At 73.9% G+C, this 18,523-nt stretch carries 16 protein-coding genes; 7 read left to right on the top strand and 9 right to left on the bottom strand.

Features of this window, described 5'->3' with window-relative positions; genetic code table 11:
- Positions 1–51: 51 nt before the first annotated feature.
- Positions 52–276 carry a hypothetical protein gene (locus HCK04_RS19655; protein WP_142648822.1) on the bottom strand — a complete coding sequence of 75 codons (225 nt, stop codon included), beginning with the start codon at positions 274–276 and terminating at the stop codon, positions 52–54.
- Between the two features lie 59 nt (positions 277–335).
- Positions 336–1,292 carry an SDR family NAD(P)-dependent oxidoreductase gene (locus HCK04_RS19660; protein WP_142648823.1) on the bottom strand — a complete coding sequence of 319 codons (957 nt, stop codon included), beginning with the start codon at positions 1,290–1,292 and terminating at the stop codon, positions 336–338.
- Positions 1,293–1,391: 99 nt separating this feature from the next.
- Between HCK04_RS19660 and HCK04_RS19665 the strand changes: the two genes are divergently transcribed.
- The 4 genes from HCK04_RS19665 (at position 1,392) to HCK04_RS19680 (ending at position 5,218) form a co-directional block, all read left to right on the top strand.
- The gene (locus HCK04_RS19665; RefSeq protein ID WP_142648824.1) at positions 1,392–2,351 is read left to right on the top strand and encodes an AraC family transcriptional regulator; all 960 of its coding nucleotides are present in this window, start codon (positions 1,392–1,394) and stop codon (positions 2,349–2,351) included.
- Between the two features lie 154 nt (positions 2,352–2,505).
- The gene (locus HCK04_RS19670; RefSeq protein ID WP_142648825.1) at positions 2,506–3,090 is read left to right on the top strand and encodes an MFS transporter; all 585 of its coding nucleotides are present in this window, start codon (positions 2,506–2,508) and stop codon (positions 3,088–3,090) included.
- A gap of 315 nt (positions 3,091–3,405) precedes the next feature.
- The gene (locus tag HCK04_RS19675; RefSeq protein ID WP_142648826.1) at positions 3,406–4,008 is read left to right on the top strand and encodes a copper chaperone PCu(A)C; all 603 of its coding nucleotides are present in this window, start codon (positions 3,406–3,408) and stop codon (positions 4,006–4,008) included.
- The gene (locus tag HCK04_RS19680; protein WP_142648827.1) at positions 4,001–5,218 is read left to right on the top strand and encodes a Dyp-type peroxidase; all 1,218 of its coding nucleotides are present in this window, start codon (positions 4,001–4,003) and stop codon (positions 5,216–5,218) included. The genes HCK04_RS19675 and HCK04_RS19680 overlap by 8 nt, the downstream gene beginning before the upstream one ends.
- 339 nt (positions 5,219–5,557) lie before the next feature.
- On the opposite strand, the gene HCK04_RS19685 is transcribed toward HCK04_RS19680, so the two are convergent.
- Both HCK04_RS19685 and HCK04_RS19690 read right to left on the bottom strand, forming a co-directional pair.
- Positions 5,558–6,283: a YcnI family protein gene (locus HCK04_RS19685; protein ID WP_142648828.1), complete on the bottom strand. Its 726-nt coding sequence runs from the start codon at positions 6,281–6,283 to the stop codon at positions 5,558–5,560.
- A 102-nt stretch (positions 6,284–6,385) separates the two neighbouring features.
- Positions 6,386–6,976, bottom strand: coding sequence for an MFS transporter (locus HCK04_RS19690; RefSeq protein WP_142648829.1), 591 nt, complete (start codon positions 6,974–6,976; stop codon positions 6,386–6,388).
- Between the two features lie 478 nt (positions 6,977–7,454).
- Here HCK04_RS19690 and HCK04_RS19695 point away from each other — a divergent pair, with 478 nt between their 5' ends.
- Entirely contained in the window at positions 7,455–9,317 is a 1,863-nt protein-coding gene (locus HCK04_RS19695) for a cytochrome c oxidase assembly protein (protein ID WP_142648830.1), read from the top strand.
- A gap of 67 nt (positions 9,318–9,384) precedes the next feature.
- Here HCK04_RS19695 and HCK04_RS19700 read toward each other — a convergent pair whose 3' ends face one another.
- From HCK04_RS19700 to HCK04_RS42565, 3 genes are all read right to left on the bottom strand, one after another.
- A complete protein-coding gene (locus tag HCK04_RS19700; protein ID WP_142648860.1) occupies positions 9,385–11,106 on the bottom strand; it encodes a DEAD/DEAH box helicase in 1,722 nt (573 codons plus the stop codon).
- 183 nt (positions 11,107–11,289) lie between these two features.
- Positions 11,290–11,961, bottom strand: a complete 672-nt coding sequence (locus HCK04_RS42560; protein WP_260617334.1) for a YfbK domain-containing protein — start codon at positions 11,959–11,961, stop codon at positions 11,290–11,292.
- A 117-nt stretch (positions 11,962–12,078) separates the two neighbouring features.
- A complete protein-coding gene (locus tag HCK04_RS42565; protein WP_260617335.1) occupies positions 12,079–12,789 on the bottom strand; it encodes a von Willebrand factor type A domain-containing protein in 711 nt (236 codons plus the stop codon).
- Between the two features lie 174 nt (positions 12,790–12,963).
- On the opposite strand from HCK04_RS42565, the gene HCK04_RS19710 reads away from it, so the two are divergent.
- Positions 12,964–14,127 carry an MFS transporter gene (locus HCK04_RS19710; RefSeq protein WP_260617336.1) on the top strand — a complete coding sequence of 388 codons (1,164 nt, stop codon included), beginning with the start codon at positions 12,964–12,966 and terminating at the stop codon, positions 14,125–14,127.
- On the opposite strand, the gene HCK04_RS19715 is transcribed toward HCK04_RS19710, so the two are convergent.
- Entirely contained in the window at positions 14,048–15,514 is a 1,467-nt protein-coding gene (locus HCK04_RS19715; protein WP_142648831.1) for an acyltransferase, read from the bottom strand. The two genes, HCK04_RS19710 and HCK04_RS19715, sit on opposite strands and share 80 nt — an antisense overlap.
- A gap of 174 nt (positions 15,515–15,688) precedes the next feature.
- Positions 15,689–16,366 (bottom strand): helix-turn-helix domain-containing protein, encoded by a 678-nt coding sequence (locus HCK04_RS19720; RefSeq protein WP_142648832.1) that lies wholly within the window; start codon positions 16,364–16,366, stop codon positions 15,689–15,691.
- A gap of 289 nt (positions 16,367–16,655) precedes the next feature.
- Between HCK04_RS19720 and HCK04_RS19725 the strand changes: the two genes are divergently transcribed.
- Positions 16,656–18,323, top strand: a complete 1,668-nt coding sequence (locus HCK04_RS19725) for an MBL fold metallo-hydrolase (RefSeq protein WP_142648833.1) — start codon at positions 16,656–16,658, stop codon at positions 18,321–18,323.
- The last annotated feature ends 200 nt before the right edge of the window (positions 18,324–18,523 follow it).

Genomic DNA, 18,523 nt, shown 5'->3' on the forward strand with positions numbered 1-18,523 from the left:
CCATCAACCTACAAGGCGATGGAAATCTTCTACAACGGCCGGGATGCCAGCTTATTTCTTGCTGTCGGTGAGATCGACGAGTGCGGTGGCCGCCCGGAAGAACTTGTTGCGGCCCAGGTCTCCCACGGTCTTGACGTGGAAGGCCTTCTTCAGCAGCTCCGCGTCCTCCGCGCTCACTCCGGCCAGCGCCTCCACGGGCGCCTTGACGATCTCGTCAAGGGTCTTGTCCTCGTATTCGCGGTCGAGCAGCTTCGCCAGGTCTGCCGATACAGCCATGGTTCCCCCTATCGAACACGCCCCCCGATATCTCTTGAAGTGCCCAAACGGCACATTTCCTAAGCCGCCGCGATCACGGAGCTCCCGTAGTCCCACAGGCGATCCGCCGCGTCGGGGTCGAGCGCGTGGGCCGCCACTCCGCCGGGGATCCCGGGGGCGGCGGGCGGGGCCTCCTGGTTGTCCTCGAAGTAGCGGCCGGTCACGCCCTCCACCAGGGGCGAGGCCGCCAGCAGCACCGACGCCGCCGCGCCCGCGGCGACCGACTTGAGGTAGGGCTGAGGGATGATCTCGCCGTTCTCGTCGATCGCGCCCATCTCGCGCATCATCGCTTCGTCCATGTGGCGCGTGAGGTTGGTGAGGATCCAGCCGGGGTTGAGGGCGTTCGCCGTGATTCCGTCGGCCGCCCACCGGCGCGCCCCCACCGCGAGCAGGACGTCCGCCGTCTTGGACTGCGCATAGGCCGTCCACGCATCGTAGGGCCGGCGCTCGAACTGCGGGTCGTCGAAGTCGAACGGCGCGGCGAGATGGGCCCCGGAGCTGACGACGACGATCCGCGCCCGGCCCGCCGCCCGCAGGCTGTCGTACAGGCCCAGGGTGAGGGCGAAGTGTCCGAGATAGTTCGTCGCGAGCTGCAGCTCCCAGCCCTGCGCGCTGACCTGGCGCACCGGGAGCGCCATGATTCCGGCGTTGGCGACCAGCACGTCGAGCGGGCCGCTCCAGTCGCGTACGAACGCCGCGACCGACGACAGGTCGGCCAGGTCGAGCGCGGCCGACCGTACGGTTCCGGGCGTGTCGGCGAAGGTCGCCGCGATCCGCGCCCCCGCGGCGGGATCGCGGGTGGCGATGGTGACCTCCGCGCCGGCCTCGGCCAGGACCCGGACGGTTTCGGTGCCGATGCCGGAGGAGCCGCCGGTGACGACGACGCGCCGCCCGGACAGATCCACCCCCTTGATGACCTCTTCGGCCGTGGCGTGCGAGTGGAACGGAGTGGTGATGCGAGTCGTTTCGCTGTGCATGAGGCCACGCTAGAAGTCCTGCTTCGGACTATCTATGCTGGAAAGTCCGTAGAACTTTATCGGTCGTCCATTCGTCTCGAGTCGCCCCGGGGGAAGCAGATGGATCCGCTCGAAGACGTGCTCGCGCTGCTGGGCACCAGAGCGCACCTGTCCACGGGAATGACGGCGGGCGGCAGCTGGGCGGTGCGCTTCGAGCCGCCGGACGGCGTGAAGTTCAACACCGTCCGGCGCGGCCGGTGCTTCCTGAGCGTCGAGGGCCTCACCGCCCCGATCGCTCTGGAGGAGGGCGACTGCTTCCTGCTGACGCACCCCCTCGCCTTCACGCTCTTCAGCGATCCTCACGCCGTCCCGGTCGACGCCGGACCCCTCTGGACGGCCGCGGGAGACGGCCTCCCCCATGTCGGCGACGGCGTGGACACGTTCCTCCTCGGCGGCCGCTTCTCGTTCGGCGACCGCGCGCGGGTGCTCCTGCTCGACGGGCTGCCGCCGGTCATCCACGCGCCCGCGGGCACCGGCGAGGCGAGCGCGGTGCGGTGGGCCCTCGAGCAGATCGACGCCGAGTTGCAGGGGCGTCCGATCGGCTCGACGCTCGTGGCCGAACATCTCGCCGTGGTCATGCTCATCCACATCCTGCGCCTGCATCTGGCCCGCGAGCCCCGCGCGGGGTCGGGGTTGCTCGCCGGTCTCGCCGACCCCGTGGTCGCGGCGGCCCTGCGGTCCATGCACGCCCGGCCCGCCTACCCGTGGACCGTCGCGGAGCTGGCACGGGCCGGTGCGGTGTCCCGGTCCACCCTCGCCGCGCGGTTCAAGGAGACGGCCGGCCTCGGTCCCCTGGACTACCTCACCCGCTGGCGGATCGAGCTCGCCGCCCAGCGCCTGCGCGTCAGCGACGACACGCTCGCGACGATCGCCCTCGCCGTCGGCTACGGCTCGGAAAGCGCCCTCAGCACCGCGTTCAAGCGGATCACCGGCACCTCTCCGCGCGAGTATCGCCGTCGCTGCGCGGGCGCCGCGGCCGCCGAGGCCGCCCCGGGCCCCGCATCCCAGGCCGCCGGCTGACCCCCCGCATGCGGCGGCCTCGACAGGCCGAGGAGCAGGACGTCCGCGAGCGGCACGGCCTGCCCTGCCCAGTGCGGGCGCCCGGCCCGCCACCGCGGGAGACGCGCCTGCCGGAACGGGGACCGGGCACCCGGCGTGCGATATTGGCTGTGTCATGCCGGTGACATCGCCTCTCCGCCTTGCCCGAGCCGCCGCCTTCACCGCGGTGTGCCTCGGCCTTGGCGTGCTGGCGCACCTGTTCAACGGCGGCATGGTCGCCCCCGGCGCGCTGGCGCTGGGCCTGCCGGCGGTCTTCGCCGCCGCGCTGCCCCTCTCGGGCGGGGAACGGACGCTGCGCTCGATCCTGCCGCTGCTCGCGGCCCTCCAGGCCGTGCTGCACGTGCTGTTCGCCCTCTCGTCGCCCATGGCGTCCAGCGCACACGTCCTGTCCGGGCACGTACTCACGGGGCAGGCCATGGCCGGTCACGCGCACCTCGCGCCGGGCATCGGAATGCTGCTCGGTCACGGCTGGGCGGTGGTGCTGACGGCGGTGTGGCTGGCCAGGGGCGAGGCCGCCCTGTGGGCGCTGCTGCGACGGCTCGCCGTACGGCTCACGCGGATCGCGGCCGATCCGGCGCCGCCGGTGTTCGCACCGCCCGCGTCGCCGCGTCCGGACGAGCCGAGCCTGCCGCGCTCCCTCGCGCCGCGTCACTGCGTCACCCGGCGCGGCCCGCCGGGCCTTCTCCAGCCGTCCGCCTGAGACGGCCCTCCTCACCCCGCTCCCGGCCGCGTACGGCCCGGGAGCGTCGTCAGCGATCTTTACCGGCGGAGCATGCCCGCGCATGCCCCTTCGGCGTCGGCGACCGGTCATGCCGGGCCGCCCGGCATCGCCGGGGACGGCCCGCACGGTCCGCCGCGCACGGCCTGCCTCGCATGGCTTCCGACGCCTGGTCTGCCTAGCACGGCCTGCCACGCCTGGCGTGCCGTGCACGACCTGCTTGCGGGCTCCTGCCTTCGCACGCATGGGGACGACGCCGCCCGCATGCCCGCCGGACGACCGAGAGAAGGCTTCCGCATGACCATCACGACCATCAACCGCATGCTTCCGGCGGCGCTGGCCGCCCTCCTCGCCGCAGCGGCCTGTGCCGCGCCGTCCGGCACGCCAAACGGCGCTCCCTCCGGCACCCGACCCGACACCCTGTCCGGCGCCCTGTCCGGCGCCCTGCCCGACACTGGGGCCGCCACCGCCGCGCCGGCCGCGGCGCAAGACCCGGCCGCGGCGGCTGCCCCACTGTCGATCATCGACCCGTGGGTGAAGACGGCCCGCTCCGGGATGAGCGCCGCCTTCGCCACGCTCGTCAACACCACCGGCGCAGCGGTGACCGTCGTCGCGGCGAGCACTCCCGTCTCCCCGTCCGTGGAGCTGCACGAGGTCGTCGGAGACGGCGGCACGACGACCATGCGCCGCAAGGAGGGCGGGATCGTGATCCCGGCCGGTGGCCGGCACGTGCTCCAGCCCGGCGGCGACCACATCATGCTGATGAACGTCCGCACGGCCATCGAGCCCGGCACGGAGGTGCCCTTCACGCTCACCCTGAAGGGCGGCAAGACCGTGTCCTTCACCGCGGTGGCCAAGGACTTCGCCGGCGCCAACGAGTCCTACGCCCCTCATGAGTGAGAGCGGACTTCCGGCGGGACGGCGGCTGACCCGGCGCGGCCTGCTCGCGGGCGGGGCCGTCGCCGCCGCGGCGGCGGCCTGCGCCCCGGTCTCGGCCGTACAGGAGGCGGCAGGGCGGGCGTCTGCCGGGCGGCAGACGCCCCTCCCCGGCGGTGCGGCCGTCGAGCCCTTCCACGGCGTCCACCAGGCGGGCATCGCGACGTCTCCGCAGACCTTCGCGGTGTTCGCCGGGTTCGACCTGCGGCCTGGGACCGACCGCGCGGCGCTCGCGCGCCTGATGCGGCTGCTCACCGACGACGCGCGGCGGCTGACGCGGGGCGAGCCCGCCCTCGCGGACACCGATGCCGAGCTGGCGCTGCTGCCCGCGCGGCTCACCGTCACGTTCGGGTTCGGCCCCGGGCTGTTCGAGGCGGCCGGGGCCGGGCATCTCGCGCCACGGCCGCTTCCGGCGTTCAAGGTCGACGCCCTTCAGCCCCGCTGGAGCGGCGGCGACCTGCTGGTCCAGGTCTGCGCTGACGACCGCGTCACGCTGGCGCACGCGCTGCGCGTGCTCGTCAGGGACGCCCGCTCGTTCGCGACCGTACGGTGGACGCAGCAAGGCTTCCGGCAGAGCCCGCAGGTGCGCGCGCCGGGGACGACCCAGCGCAACCTGATGGGCCAGCTCGACGGCACGGTCAACCCCCGGCCGGGATCGCCGGACTTCGACCGGGCCGTGTGGGTGCGCGACGGGTGGCTGCGGGGCGGCACCACGCTGGTGCTCCGTCGCATCCGGATGGACCTGGAGAAATGGGATGCCGCGGACCGGGCGGCCAAGGAGTTCAGTGTCGGACGGCGGCTGGACACCGGCGCGCCACTGACCGGCCGGGCCGAGGCCGACGAGCCCGACTTCGCCGCAGTCGGCCCGTCGGGCCTGCCGGTGATCTCCGAGTACGCGCACATCCGCCGGGCCCGGGTAACCGACCCGGGCATGCGAATCCTGCGCCGGGCCTACAACTACGAGGACGGCCTCAGCCCGGAGGGGCGGCCGGACGCCGGTCTGCTGTTCGCGTCCTACCAGGCCGACGTGGAGCGGCAGTTCGTCCCGATCCAGCGGCGGCTCGCGGAGGTCGATCTGTTGAACCAGTGGATCACCCCCATCGGGTCGGCCGTCTTCGCCGTACCGCCTGGGTGTGCCCCTGACGGCTGGATCGGCGAGACTCTTCTGTCCTGACCGCCCCGCGTCCTGATCGCCAGCCCTGACCACCCAGTCCTGGCCGCCCAGTCCTGACCGCCCAGCCCTGACCGCCGCGCCTGCGGCGGGCACGGCCGGGATCACGGGGCGGGATCACGGGGCGGGATCACGGGGCGGGATCACGGGGCGGGATCACTGGCAGGGTCCGGGCTGGGCCCGGCCGCGGGGCTCGCTCGGAAGGAAGGGCCCCTCCCGGCCGCCGGGTCCGCCCCGGATCTGCTCAGGAGAAGGGAGCCCCTTGTCGGCCGCGCGGCCGACAAGGGGCTCCCGTGTAGTGGCCGCCGACCCGGAAGAGGCCCCGGGCGGCGGCAGGGCGGATCAGCCGCGTGAGCGGCGCAGCGCGGTGACGCCCGCCCCGGCTCCGACCAGTCCGGCGACGAGGCCCAGGCCGCCGAGCACCAGGGCCGGGGTGTTGTTCCCGCCCTGGTCCTCACTCGCCACAGCCGCGACGACGGGGGCCGCGGCCGGCGAGGCGGGGGCCTCGCCGTCCTCGTCGCCCTCCCCCTCCTCGGCAGCGACCAGCTTGAGCGTCGGCGCGGGGTGGTCGGGCTCGGACCCGTCGGCCTTCGGCGCGTCCGCCCACTTGACGACCTCACCGTTCGAGTAGGTCTGGACCGTGGGGAACGCCAGCGTGTCGACACTCTTCGGCAGCGGGCCGACCGACACCTCGAACTCCTGGAACTGGCCCGACCCGACCTTCCCACCGGACCAGGTGATCTTCAGCACCGACTCGGTGATCGTGTCGCCCGCGTCCGAGACGACGGGCTTGGGCAGCTTGCCGCGGGTGAGCTTGACGTCCCATCCGGGCACCGGGCGAACCGAGACGAACGGCAGCGGGTTGTCGGTGGGGAAGTCGACCTCCACCTTGGTGGTCGAGGCGTTGTCACGCTCGTTGGGCACCCGGAAGGCGAGCTTCGTCCAGGAGCCCTTTACGGCGGTGCCGGGGTTGACGGTGACATGGGCGAGGGCGGGCACGGCGAGACCGATGGTGAGCGCGAGGGCACCGGCCGTGACGGTGGCCGCACGACGGACGTACGAGGTCATGGGGGTTCTCCAGTCGTCTGCGAGATTACGGAGGCGCGCGAGCATGGCCCTCTGGGAACTCGCGGGTCCCGTGGGGAGATACGCGTCGCTCGCGCGTGAAGCTCAGGAGACGAGGAGAAGCGGCGGCCCGCGGCGAACGACCGCGTGCCGCAGCACGACCGCGGCGCGGGGTGCGCGCATGGAGCCCGGCGCCGCGGGCGGACGGGGACGTCCGGTGCCGGCGAGATCGGCCCCCCGCAGCGCCAGCAGCGCGCGTGCCAGCACGGCCACCGCCCGCAGGCAGCGGACCGCCCTGGCGCCGGCCGCGCGCAGCACGGACCACAGGGTCTCCTCGCCGCGCGACAGCCACAATCCGGTGAGCAGCGCCGCGGTGAGGTGGGCGGTGAACATCCCGGTCTGCGCGGTCAGGCCGCCGTGCCAGGTGGGGTACGACGCCGCGCCGGATCCCGTCAGGTCGAGGAGGACGTGCAGGAACGCCTGGGCGCCGACGAGCAGGCCGATGATCGCCTGGGGTGACCGTTCCCGGCCCGCCGCGACGGCCGCACCGGCCGTCACCGTGAGCATCCCCGTGAGGAGCGCGGCGGGCGTCGGCCCGCCTCCCCCGGCGAACCGGTGCGCGCCGACCGCGAGGAGCACGCAGACGGCGGAGAAGGAGGCCGACCGCAGGAGCCGGAAGGAGAGCGTGGCGCGCATGACGCGGGGATTGTCTCACACCCCGGCGATCTCGGCCGGTCCACCGCCGATCTTGCGACCCAGCACGGCGAGGCGTGCCACACGATCTCGAACGGCCCGCGGTGGTGCGGGATGGGACGCGGCGCGGCGTTGGCGTGCGTCGCCGCGCTCCATCGCGCGGCGACCCGCCGATCGTGCCGCTCGCCACAAGGGACGGACCCCGCCGGCAGCGGCCTGCGTCTCGTGTCCGGCCCTGTGAGACATGCGCGAACGGATCGGCTCGCCCCCGGCGCCCCTGAGAGACCCCCGGCATCCTGCGAGACCGGCACCCCTGAGAGAGCTCCGACACCGGCCCCGAAGGGTGTTGAACATTTCAGCCCGACATAACGGCTAACTCCTGACATCGAGCGGTTTCGGACGTTCCTGCCGTTTGGGGGCTCCCCAGAAGACGACCTTTCGGCCATACTCGCAAGTGATCAACGAGCCGAGGACGCCGACGATGACACCTCCCCCGCGCCACCGCGGCGTAGTCGTCCCCGCCGTCGCCGCGACGGCGTTCGCCCTGCTGGGGCTCGCCCTGTGGTTCGGCGGCGGCAGACCGCAACCGGCGATCCAGGGGCTCCCCTCCCCCGGCGCCCTGACCACCTGGGGCCTGCCTGTCATACGCCTCGTCCACGACGCCTGCGCCGTCGCCACGGTCGGGACCCTGCTGGCGGCCGTCGTGCTGGCCCCCTCCAGCGGCCGGACCGTCATGCGGGCGGCCGGGGACTGGGCGCTCGGCTGGGCGGCGAGCGCGGCGGTCACCGAGGTCCTGACGCTGTCGGACTTCCTCGGGCTGCCTCCGGGCGACGCGCTGCGCTCCGGCGCGCTGCCCGCCTTCCTCCTCCACATCCCGCAGGGCCAGGCGTTCCTCACGGTGACGCTCGCGGCCCTGGCGGTCGCCGGAGGGACGCTCCTGCCGGATGGTCCCGTGCTGCGGCTCACGCTGCTCGCGGTGGCGCTCTTCGCGGTGCTGCCCCCGGCGTACGTGGGCCACTCCGCCTCGGCGGCCGACCACAACCTCGCCGTCCTGAGCCTGATGGCGCACGTCGCGGCCGTCGCGCTGTGGATCGGCGGCCTGTACGCCCTCGTGGCACACCTGCGCGCCGCGCCCGGGCTCACGGTCGCCGTGCGCCGTTTCAGCACGCTCGCGCTGGGCTGCTTCGCCGCCGTCGGGGCGTCCGGCGCCCTCAACGCCTGGGTGCGGCTCGGCTCGCTGCCCCTGCTGTGGCAGTCGCGCTATGGCCTGCTCGTGCTTGCGAAGATCGCCGCACTGGTGGTGCTCGGCTGGTTCGGGTGGCGGCACCGGCGCAGGACCATCGAGGCGATGGACTCCGGCGGCGCCCGTGCGCCGTTCCTGCGCCTCGCCTGCGGCGAGATCGCGGTGATGGCCGGCACGCTGGGCCTTGCCGTCGCGCTGGGACGCACGCCCCCGCCGCCCACCGAGACGGCCGTGCACCAGCACGACGCCCTGGGCTACGCCCTGCCTCCCCTCACCCCGGGCTCGCTCGTCACCGAGGCGCGGCCCGACCCGATCGCGCTGCTCCTGCTGGCCGCCGCCCTCGCGGCGTACCTGTCCGGCGTACGGCGGCTGTCGCGCGCCGCCGGAGAGGACGGGCGGTGGCCGGCCGGGCGGACCGTCTCCTGGGTGGCCGGTCTGGCCGTGATCGCTTATGCCACCTCGGGAGGCGTGGCGGCGTACGCGCCCGCGCTGTTCTCCGCGCACGCGGCGCAGTATGCGCTGCTCGGCGCCGTGGGCCCCGTGCTGCTCGTGTTCGGCGCCCCGGTGACGCTGTGGCGGCGGGTGCGTCCGGACGCGGACCCCGGCCACGGTCCCGTCGGCCGTGCGCTGTCCCACCCGGTGACGGCGCTGGCCCTGTACGCGCTGCCCTATCCGGCGCTGTATCTGACCGGCCTGTTCGGGGACGCCCAGCCGAGCCTCGCCCTGCGGCTGGCCGCGCAGACGGTGGTGACCATCACCGCGGTGCTGTTCCTCGCGGTGGCCGTCGGCGTGGACCCGCTCCCCCACGCGATCCGGCCGCAGGTGCGGGCCTGGATGCTCGCCGGGGCTATCGCCGTACGCGCGTGGACGGGCCTGGTGGTGCTGGCCGGGCCGGCGCAGGCGCCGGAGTGGTACGCGGCGCTCGGGCTGCCGTGGGCGCCGGAGCGGGCGGCCGACCAGCGGCTGGGGGCGCAGCTCGGCACCGGTGTGACCGCCGCCGTCCTCGCGGGCCTGCTCGTGCTGCTGCTGGTCCGCTGGCGGGCGGCGCGGCACAGGACCGCCGCCGCCACCCGCTCAGGCAGGTCCGTGGGCGCCCGCTGACGGGCATCCCGGGAAGGCCCTCCTGGGAAGGCCCTCCTGGGAAGGCCGGGGCGGCCTCCCGGGAAGGTCAGCGGCGGCCGCGGGGGGCGCCGTCGCGGTCCCTGCGCACGATCGGCTTCCTGCCCTTGATCGTCGTGCGGCGCAGCGCCGTGACCACCTCGTCCACCGCGCCGTCCGGGATCTCGACCAGGGTGAACCGGTCGGCGATCTCGATCGCCCCGATCTCGCGCCCGCTGACCCGGGTCTCCCCGGTGATCGCGCCGACGATGTCCTGGGGACGCACGCCCGCGCTGCGGCCCGCGCCGACGAAGACGCGGCTCATCGCGCCGCCCCCGCGCCGTCCGCGCCGGTCGTCGCGGCCGGACCTGTCGTCGCGCGGTCCGCCGCGTTCGGCCCGCTGCGGGCGCGGCGTGACCTCGGGGATCTCCTCCTCGTCCGCGGCGGCGCCGGTCGACTCGTGGGCGAGCTTGACCGCCGCGAGCGCGATGTCGACCAGGTCGAACTCGTCGGCGAGCGTCTCGACCACCACGCGGAAGCGGTCGAGGTCGCCGTCCTCCATGAGGCTCTCCTGCAGGGCGGCCCTGGTCAGCTCCAGCCGCCGGGCGCGCAGGTCGGCCACCGTCGGCACCTTCTCGACCGTGATCTTGCTGCGGGTGACGCGCTCGATGGTCTTGAGCATGCGGTGTTCGCGCGGCTCTGCGAGCGTGATCGCGACGCCCTCGCGCCCGGCCCGGCCCACCCGGCCGATGCGGTGCACGTACGACTCGGGCGCGGACGGCACGTCGTAGTTGATGACGTGGGTGAGCTGCTCGATGTCGAGGCCGCGCGCGGCCACGTCGGTCGCGACGAGCAGGTCGGCCGTCCCGCTGCGCAGCCGGCCCATGACGCGGTCGCGCTGCTCCTGGCCCATGCCGCCGTGCAGAGCCTCGGCGCGGTAGCCGCGGCCGTTCATGGTCTCGGTGAGGCTGTCGACCTCCTCACGGGTGCGGCAGAAGACGATCGCCGCGGTGGGGGCCTCCACGTCGAGCACGCGGCCGAGCGCGGCCGGCTTGTACGCCCGCGTCACGATGTAGGCGCTCTGCCGGATCAGCGGGGCCTCACCGGCGGCGGGCTGCTCCCGCTCGATCCTGATCCGCACCGGCTCGCGCAGGTGACGGCGGGCGATGCCGTCGATGCGCGGCGGCATGGTCGCGGAGAACAGCACGGTCTGCCGGTCCTCCGGGGTGTCCTGGAGGATCGCCTCGATGTCGTCGGCGAAGCCCATGTCGAGCATCTCGTCGGCCTCGTCGAGGACGACCATGCGCAGGCCCTTGAGCGGCAGGGTGCCCCTGCCGATGTGGTCGAGCGCCCGGCCCGGGGTGGCGACGACGACGTCCACGCCGCGCTCCAGCGCCCGCAGCTGCCGCCCGATCGGCTGGCCGCCGTAGATGGGCAGCACCCGCGTGCCGAGGTCGCGGCCGTAGCGGTGCATGGCCTCCGACACCTGTACGGCCAGCTCGCGGGTGGGCACCAGCACCAGCCCCGCGGGCTCGCCGCCGCCGTTCTCCATGGCCGCCGGGTGGAGGCCGGCGTGCAGCCGCTGGAGCATGGGCAGGGCGAACGCGGCGGTCTTGCCCGTGCCGGTCGCGGCCTGCCCGAGGAGGTCGCGGCCCTCCAGAAGCGGCGGGATGGCCTCCCGCTGGATGGGCGTGGGCTCCTCGTAACCGAGACCGGTCAAGGCCTTCAGGAGCTCGGGGCCCAGCGCCAGATCGGCGAATCCGGGTCCTTCGTCGGTCTCGTTCTCGACCATGTCCTGCTCCTGGTCCTGCTCTTGGTCCTGCTCCTGGTCCCGGCCTGTGGCGGGGCGAATGTGCACGGGACGACCCTATGGTCTTTCCGCCCTTACCCCGAACGCCGCCCCCGGCACGCGGCCCGGCGCACCGGTGTGTGCCACGGTGGGCCGGGCCGCGTGCCGCCGCCCGTCTGAAGGCCGTCAGCCCAGGTCGCGGGCGCTGCGCAGCAACGTGGCCAGTTCGGTCACGGCGGGGTCGTCGGTCCGCGCCGCCAGGCGGTCGGCCTGGTCGATCAGCTCGCCGAAGCTCCACGTCCCGCTCTTCCCGGACCACCGGCCGCGCAGGTGCTCGGCGAAGTCGGCGGCCACGGCGTCCACCTGGAGACGGACGGAGGCGCTCCCCCACAGGGCCGGGGCCAGCGCGAACACGTCGACGCTCCGGTCGGCCTCGGACGGCCGCCGGGTGTCGGGGTCGAGCCAGCGCACGGTGGCGGTGGCGAGCCGGCCGTCGGCACCCGGGCGCAGGTGCACCCGATAGAGCGCGGTGACCGAGTGGCCGGGGCCGATCTCCCCGCCGTCCTTGCTGTCGTCGCGGAAGTCCTCCGAGGTCAGCGCGCGGTTCTCATATCCGAGGAGCGCGTACGACTCGACCGCCGAGGGATTGAAGGTCACCTGCGCCTTGGCGTCCCGGGCACGCACCTCCAGGGTGGTGGTGAGCCGTTCGGTGAACGCCTTGCGCACGTCGTCTTCGGTGGAGACGTAGACGGCCGCGCCGTCGCCCCGGTCGGCGAGCTGCTCCATGAGCTCGTCGCCGTACTCGCGGCCGACGCCCACGCACAGCAGGGTGATCTTCTTGCCGGCGTGCTCGCTCACCCGGCCGAGGATGGTCTGCCAGGCGGTGTCGCCGGTGTTGGCCAGGCCGTCGGAGAGCAGGACGACGCGGTTGGTGGCGTCCTGCCTGAAGGAGCCGGCCGCGAGGCGGTATCCGGTCTAGAGGCCGTCCGCCAGGTTGGTCGATCCCCCGGCGTTCAGCCTGTCGATGGCCTCATGCAGCTCGGACCGTCGGGTGACCGCCGTCGTCTCCGCGATCACCTGGGCCTCTTCGCGGAAGGACACGATGGACACCTGGTCGCCGGGCACGAGCTGGTCGACGAGCGTGTGCAGCGCCCGGCGCACGAGGTCGAGCCTGCCGGGCTCGGCCATCGACCCGGAGACGTCCACCACGAAGGTGAGGCTGACGGGCCGCCGCTCCGACGGGTCCGGCTCGCGGGTCTGCAGGCCGACGCGCAGCAGCGCCGTCCTCCTGTCGGGCATCCTGGCCCCGTCGATGTGGACGGCGAAGCCGTCGTCCTCCGGCTCCGCGTAGTCCTGGCGGAAGGCGTTGACGAACTCCTCCGTACGCACCTGCCCGGGGTCCGGCAGGCGTCCCTCCTCCAGGGCACGGCGGGCGTAGCCGTAGGAGGCCGTGTCGACGTCGAGGGCGAAGGTCGACGGCTCCTCCGCGCTGTGCGCTCCCTCGTCCCGGTCGAGAGCGGACGGCTCGTCACCGGTGTCGTCGTGCCGGGCGGAGTCGGGGACGCCCGGCGGGGCGACCGGTGCCCGGGCCCCGGCGTCCGAGGCGGACGGCACGCCGGAGCAGGCGGCGACGAACAGCAGGGCGATCATGGTCAGGGCCGCGAGGATCGGGCCGGATTTCTTCACATGCGCCTCCAAGGTCGGTCCACTCCCTAGGACGGACCCCGGACATCCGCACGCCGCCTCGGACATCCAAGTGAGGGCGAACCGTGCCCGCCTCGTGATCATCGACGCCCGGCGCGTCACGGCTGTCCCAGAAGTCGCTTTCCGCACCGGCCCGGGAACGCATACCGTGTCATAGTGGATCTTCGGGAGCTGAGACGGGCCAGGTTCGCGGTGTCGGTCATGTTCGCCCTGCACGGGGCGGTGACCGGCGGCTTCGCCTCCCGCATCCCCTGGGTCCAGGACCATGTCGGTGTGGGGCCGGGCGGGCTCGGGCTCGCCCTGCTCGCGCCCGCGGCCGGGTCCATCCTCGCGATGTCGACCGCGGGCCGCCTCACGCACCGGTTCGGCGTGCGGGCCGTCACCCGTGCCGGGATCGGCCTGTGGTGCCTGTTCCTCGCCCTGCCCCCGATGGCGCCGGACCTGCCCCTGCTGTGCGTGGCGCTCCTGCTGTTCGGCGCGGTGGCCGGCATCGCCGACGTCGCGATGAACGCCCAGGGGGTGGAGGTCGAGCAGCGGCTCGGCCGTTCGATTATGTCCGGGCTGCACGGCATGTGGAGTGTGGGGACGCTCGTGGGCGGCGGCGTGGGCACGCTGGCGGCGAGCGCCGGCCTCGACGCCCGGCTCCATCTGGGCGGCATGGCGGTCGTGCTGTTCCTCGTGTCCCTGGCCGCCGGACCGCCGCTGCTCGACCTGCGGGCGGGTGAGGACGTGCCGGCCCCGCCCCATGTCGTGCTCCCGCAGCGCGGAGTGCTCGTCATCGGGCTGGTGGGCTTCTGCGCGGTGTTCGCCGAGGGCGCCGCCCAGGACTGGTGCGCCGTCTACCTCCGCCAGGTCGCGGGCGCGTCGCAGGCGGTGGGCGCCGCGGCGTACACGGCCTTCGCGTGCATGATGGCCGCGGGCCGGCTGTGCGGCGACGCCGTGGTGCGGCGGCTGGGGCCGGTGGCGACCGTGCGCGGCAGCGCGGCGCTGGCGGCGCTCGGCGGGCTGCTCGTCGTGGTCTCCCGGACCCCGGTGCCGGCGGTCGCCGGGTTCATGCTGATCGGCGTGGGGATCGCCGTGGTCGTCCCGCTGGTGTTCGCGGCGGCGGGCAACGTCGGGTCGTCGCCGAGCGAGGGCGTCGCGGGCGCGGCCACGGTGAGCTACGCGTCGGGGTTCGTCGCGCCGAGCGCCATCGGCGGGATCGCCACGCTGACCGAGCTTCCCGCCTCGTTCGCGCTGGTCACCGTGCTGCTCCTGGCGGTCCTGCTGGGCGCGGGCAGGCTCGCGCCCCCGGCCCGGGAGGCCGTCCAGGCGGCCTGACACCGGCCGGGCCCGCCGTACGCGTTTCCGCCGTACGGGCGTCTGCCGGAAGTGTCCGGGAGCGTACGCTGCGGGCCAGGTGACGGCCCAGGGACTGGGCGGGGCGCTCGACGGCGCGGTAGGTCAGCGCGGAGCAGGCGAGCACCACCCCGAGCAGCAGGACGCCCATGACCAGGCGTTCGGTGAGGGAGAAGCGGGCCGGGTCCGTCGTCAGCCGCCGGAGCACCTGCACGGCGAGGGGATGCAGCAGATAGACCGAGTAGCTGATCAGGCCGAGCCCCACGAGCGCGCGCGGCATCCGCCGGCGCCGCAGAAAACGGGCGGCGAAGAAGGTGGCCCAGGCCGCCGCGACCGCCGTGGACCAGCCCCAGGTGAACGCCAGCGCCTCGTCGTCGGGCATGCCCCAGCCGGGGCCGAAGGCCCACGCGGCGGCGATGGACGCCACCGGCACGCACGCCAGCGCCCATCCGCTCCTCTTCCAGCGCAGTTGTCCCTGGTCGAGCCGGTAGAGCACGGTGCCGGCGAACATGGTCGCGAGGATGGCGAGGCTCTCCCAGGCCCCGACCCGGCTGTTGGCGCCGAGCAGCACGAGAGCCAGCACGGCGGCGGCCGCGGTGCCGCACACGCGCAGCCGTCCGCGGAAGGCCAGCGACGCGGTCGCCACGAGCAGCACGACCGCCGTGATCACCACGACCTGGGCGGTGCCCGCGCCTCTCGACAGCGCGCCCGCCGGAAGCAGCCCGCCCACGGTGACGGCCGCCGCCGCGAAGGCGAGCATGCCGATGGCGCCGACCCGGTGCATGCCGGCGCGGCGCCCGCCGGCACGGGGCGCCCCCGCGTGGTGCGCGCCCAGCACGAACAGCGCGGTCACGAGCAGGTAGAAGACCATCTCGTACGACAGCGTCCAGAACACGTTGACGACGCTGACCACCTGGAGGAGGTCCTGCAGCATGGTCAGGTGCGCCAGGGCCGAGATGCCCGGGTTGTCGGCCAGCTGGTCCGGCAGCGTCGCGTACACGCCCACCGCCCCGAACACCGTCCCGGCCGCGGCGGCGACGAGCCACAGGGGATAGAGGCGGAAGACCCGGGTGATCCAGAACCCGCCGACGCTGCCGCGCCGTTCCAGCGAGACCGGCACCACGTAGCCGCTGACGAGGAAGAACACGAGCACGCCATATTGGCCGAAGTTGAACCACTGGCTCGCGCCCGCGCGCACCTCGGGAAACAGGCCGTCGAGGCAGTGCTCGAACACCACGACGAGCGCGGCCACGCCGCGTAACGCGTCCAGCCATCCCTGTCGCGGCGCCGACGACGACGGCTGCGACCGCGCGGGTGACGCCTCCTCCCTGAGACGGGTCCGGTTCCTTTCCACGGCATCGACGAACATCCGGTCAGGGTAGAGGGTCAACCTGGGTGAAACGTAAACACTCCCTGAACGCCGCCGCGCTCAGGGAGCGTTCACCTGCCTCTATGCCAGATCCGCCCTCTATGCCAGATCCGCCCTCTATGTCAGGTCCGCGCGATCGCGCGCGCCGGCGGCCGCTCTCCAGTCCCCGCCCGGCTACGAGGCGGCCCTCTCGGCAGGCGCGGAGTCATTGGCGGCGGTTCCGGCGCGGGGCAGGACCCGCAGGACGGCCTCACGTGACCCCGTGACCCGCAGGCCCCGCTCCTCGGCTTCGGCGAGGCCGAGGCCGCCGCTGAGCAGGGCCAGGACGCGGGGCGGCGGGCCGGTGACGGTGGCGTCGGCGTCCGGGTCGGCGCCCAGGCGCATCGAGACCCGGCCGGCGTCGGCGTCGATCACCACGGACTGGTCCCCGGCGCGGATCTGGATCGACGACGCCGGCCGGTCGGGCTCGTGGTCGGCGAGGAACATCCGGACGGGCAGCCGCAGCCAGTGGCCGCGGAAGGCGTCCTCGGGCCGGTGGTCGCGCATCAGAGGCACGCCCCAGCGGCCGAGCGCGTCGATCACCGGCTCCAGGCCGGCGCCGCGATCGGTGAGCCGGAACAGGGTGGCGGCGATCGGCGGCGGAGCGTCCTCGCGTTCCACGAGACCGGCGGCCTCCAGCTCGCGCAGGCGGTCGGCCAGCAGGTTGGTGGCGATCCCCGGCAGCCCCGAACGCAGGTCGGTGTAGCGGCACGGGCCACGCGACAGGAGCTCGCGCACGATCAGCAACGTCCACCGGTCGCCGACGACGTCGAGCGCTCTCGCCACGGAGCAGTACTGACCATAGGAACGCATGACCACAGCCTACCAAGCGACTTGAAACAATCACGCTGTCGCTTGACTTTCTTTTCTAAGAACTTTAGAAGTGCGTCATGACCAATCGTGAACGGCGGTCGGCCGCGAGCACGTCTCTCGGCCCGCCGCCCGTGGCTCCGGTCCCCTTCGCTCCCCCGCAAGCGCGCCGTTCGCCGGCAGGCTCGCGCAGCGCGTCGGACCCGGGCTTGTCGGCGGCGCGGGCGCCGCGACCCTCCGCCCTCGCATTCATCCGGCGCCCCGGCGGGGCGGGTTTCCTCGGAGGTTCCCGATGAACGAAGAGATCGCGGCGCTGTCCCGGGCCGCCACGTGGCCGAACGCCGACCGGCGCGTCAGGATCGTGCTGGCCGCCCAGTTCACGGCGGCCGGCCTCGACGCGGAGGGGTTCCGGTTCTTCGCGGAGCTGTCGTCGCGGACGCCGGGCGACGGGCTGCTGCTGGCGCTCGCCGGCGCCTTCCAGTCCCGGCTGGACGGCCAGGCCGAGGAGGCGATCGCCAAGCTCGACGCCGCCACCGAGCTGGACCTCGGGCTCCCCCACTACTACCGCGGGATCTCCCTGGCCGGCCTGCCCGGGTGCGCGGGACGCGCGGAGACCGTCGTCGCGGACCTGGAGTTCGTCCTCATGGTCAGGGACCAGTTCCCGCCGGGCTTCATGCGGCCCGTCCACGCGGCGCTGTCACACGCGTACGAGCTGCTCGGACGCGCCGAGGACGCCGCGCGAGCCCGGGCCCGGGGTGGTCATCTGATCACCGGCTACTGGGCGAATCCCGGGGACGGGTTCCGTTTCGTCCCCCCGCGCCTGGTCGAGCACGCTCCGGGCGTCCACGTGGCGCAGGGCTACGACTTCGCCGACGTCGGCTTCGTCGTCACCGGCACGGGTGTGGTCGCCGTCGACGCGGCGAGCACGCCGGGGCACGCGGCCGCGGCGCTCCGCGCGCTCCGCGAGGTCACCGAGCTGCCCGTCACCCACGTGATCCTCACGCATGCCCATCTGGACCATGTCGGCGGCCTCGACGCCCTCACTGCCGACGGCGCGATGGTGATCGCCCAGGCGAACTTCCCCCGCGAGCTCGCGCTGCAGAACTCCGGCCCGCCGCCGCTGGGCTACTACCTGCCCCAAGGCCACGGCCGCCAGGCCCACGTCGCCCCCGGCCTGCTGGTGGACGCCGTGGAGAAGCTGACCATCGGCGGCGTGGACTTCACGCTCGTCCCGATCGCGGGAGGGGAGACCGACGACGGGCTGGTCGTCCACCTCCCCGGCCTGGACGTGGCCTTCGTCGGCGACATGTGCATGCCCTATCTCGGCTCGCCGACCCTCGCGGAGGGCTCGCCGCAGGGGCTGTTCGACGCCATGCGGACGGTCATGGACCTGCGGCCGCGCACGCTCGTCCACGGGCATCCGGCGCTGACCGAGAACTTCCCCGTCGAGGCGTTCCCCGGCCTGCTGGCCGCACTGCGCGACCTGGAGCGGATCACCATCGCTGCGATCTCGGACGGTCTGACGCTCGCCGAGATCCTGCGGCTCGGCCACCTGCCCGACGTCCTCCGGGACCATCCCGCGGCGGTCATGCCGTACCTGGTCAGCCGTGACACCTTCGTCCAGCGGGTGCATCGCCTGCGTACCGGCTACTGGCATCACAGCGGCGAGGGCGTCGAGCAGTTCACCTCCGCCGAGCTGTCGGCCGCGCTCGACCTGCTGGGCGGCCGGAGCGCCGCGGCCTTCGCCACGGCGGGGCGGGAGCTCGCGCGGCGCGGCGAGCATCCGCTGGCCCTGCACCTCGTCGACCTGGGACTGCTCAGCCATCCCGGCACTCCCGAGCTCGCCGGCCTGCGGCAGAGCCTGCTGGAGTCGATGGTCGCGCGCAACCAGCTGCTCGACCCGTTCAAGTTCATGCACTACGCCGCACGCGCCGGCCTCGAACTGGACCCGGCCGGGTGACGGGCCGTAGCGACACCGCCTCGTGAAAGTTTCGGCTCGTCCGGCCCCGGCGGGCGGCCGGGGCCGAGGTCATCGCGCACGGGCCGGCAGGCGGGCGGGCCGGGTCTTGATCGCGTTGCCGGACCGTGTCTAAGGTCCGGGGAGCCCCGAAGCCGAAGATCGGCACTCCGTCCCCGTGACCACGTGACGCCCGACGCTTC

This window comes from Microbispora sp. CL1-1 (genome assembly GCF_012034195.1).
GTDB lineage: Bacteria > Actinomycetota > Actinomycetes > Streptosporangiales > Streptosporangiaceae > Microbispora.

Bases quoted from the DNA above. Each gene is read 5' to 3' on its own strand.
- HCK04_RS19725 (WP_142648833.1), top strand. From the start codon at position 16,656: ATGAACGAAGAGATCGCGGCGCTGTCCCGGGCCGCCACGTGGCCGAAC.
- HCK04_RS19680 (WP_142648827.1), top strand. From the start codon at position 4,001: ATGAGTGAGAGCGGACTTCCGGCGGGACGGCGGCTGACCCGGCGCGGC.
- HCK04_RS19695 (WP_142648830.1), top strand. From the start codon at position 7,455: ATGACACCTCCCCCGCGCCACCGCGGCGTAGTCGTCCCCGCCGTCGCC.
- HCK04_RS19685 (WP_142648828.1), bottom strand. From the start codon at position 6,283: ATGACCTCGTACGTCCGTCGTGCGGCCACCGTCACGGCCGGTGCCCTC.
- HCK04_RS19690 (WP_142648829.1), bottom strand. From the start codon at position 6,976: ATGCGCGCCACGCTCTCCTTCCGGCTCCTGCGGTCGGCCTCCTTCTCC.
- HCK04_RS19675 (WP_142648826.1), top strand. From the start codon at position 3,406: ATGACCATCACGACCATCAACCGCATGCTTCCGGCGGCGCTGGCCGCC.
- HCK04_RS19715 (WP_142648831.1), bottom strand. From the start codon at position 15,514: ATGTTCGTCGATGCCGTGGAAAGGAACCGGACCCGTCTCAGGGAGGAG.
- HCK04_RS19665 (WP_142648824.1), top strand. From the start codon at position 1,392: ATGGATCCGCTCGAAGACGTGCTCGCGCTGCTGGGCACCAGAGCGCAC.
- HCK04_RS19655 (WP_142648822.1), bottom strand. From the start codon at position 276: ATGGCTGTATCGGCAGACCTGGCGAAGCTGCTCGACCGCGAATACGAG.
- HCK04_RS19700 (WP_142648860.1), bottom strand. From the start codon at position 11,106: ATGGTCGAGAACGAGACCGACGAAGGACCCGGATTCGCCGATCTGGCG.
- HCK04_RS19720 (WP_142648832.1), bottom strand. From the start codon at position 16,366: ATGCGTTCCTATGGTCAGTACTGCTCCGTGGCGAGAGCGCTCGACGTC.
- HCK04_RS19660 (WP_142648823.1), bottom strand. From the start codon at position 1,292: ATGCACAGCGAAACGACTCGCATCACCACTCCGTTCCACTCGCACGCC.
- HCK04_RS19670 (WP_142648825.1), top strand. From the start codon at position 2,506: ATGCCGGTGACATCGCCTCTCCGCCTTGCCCGAGCCGCCGCCTTCACC.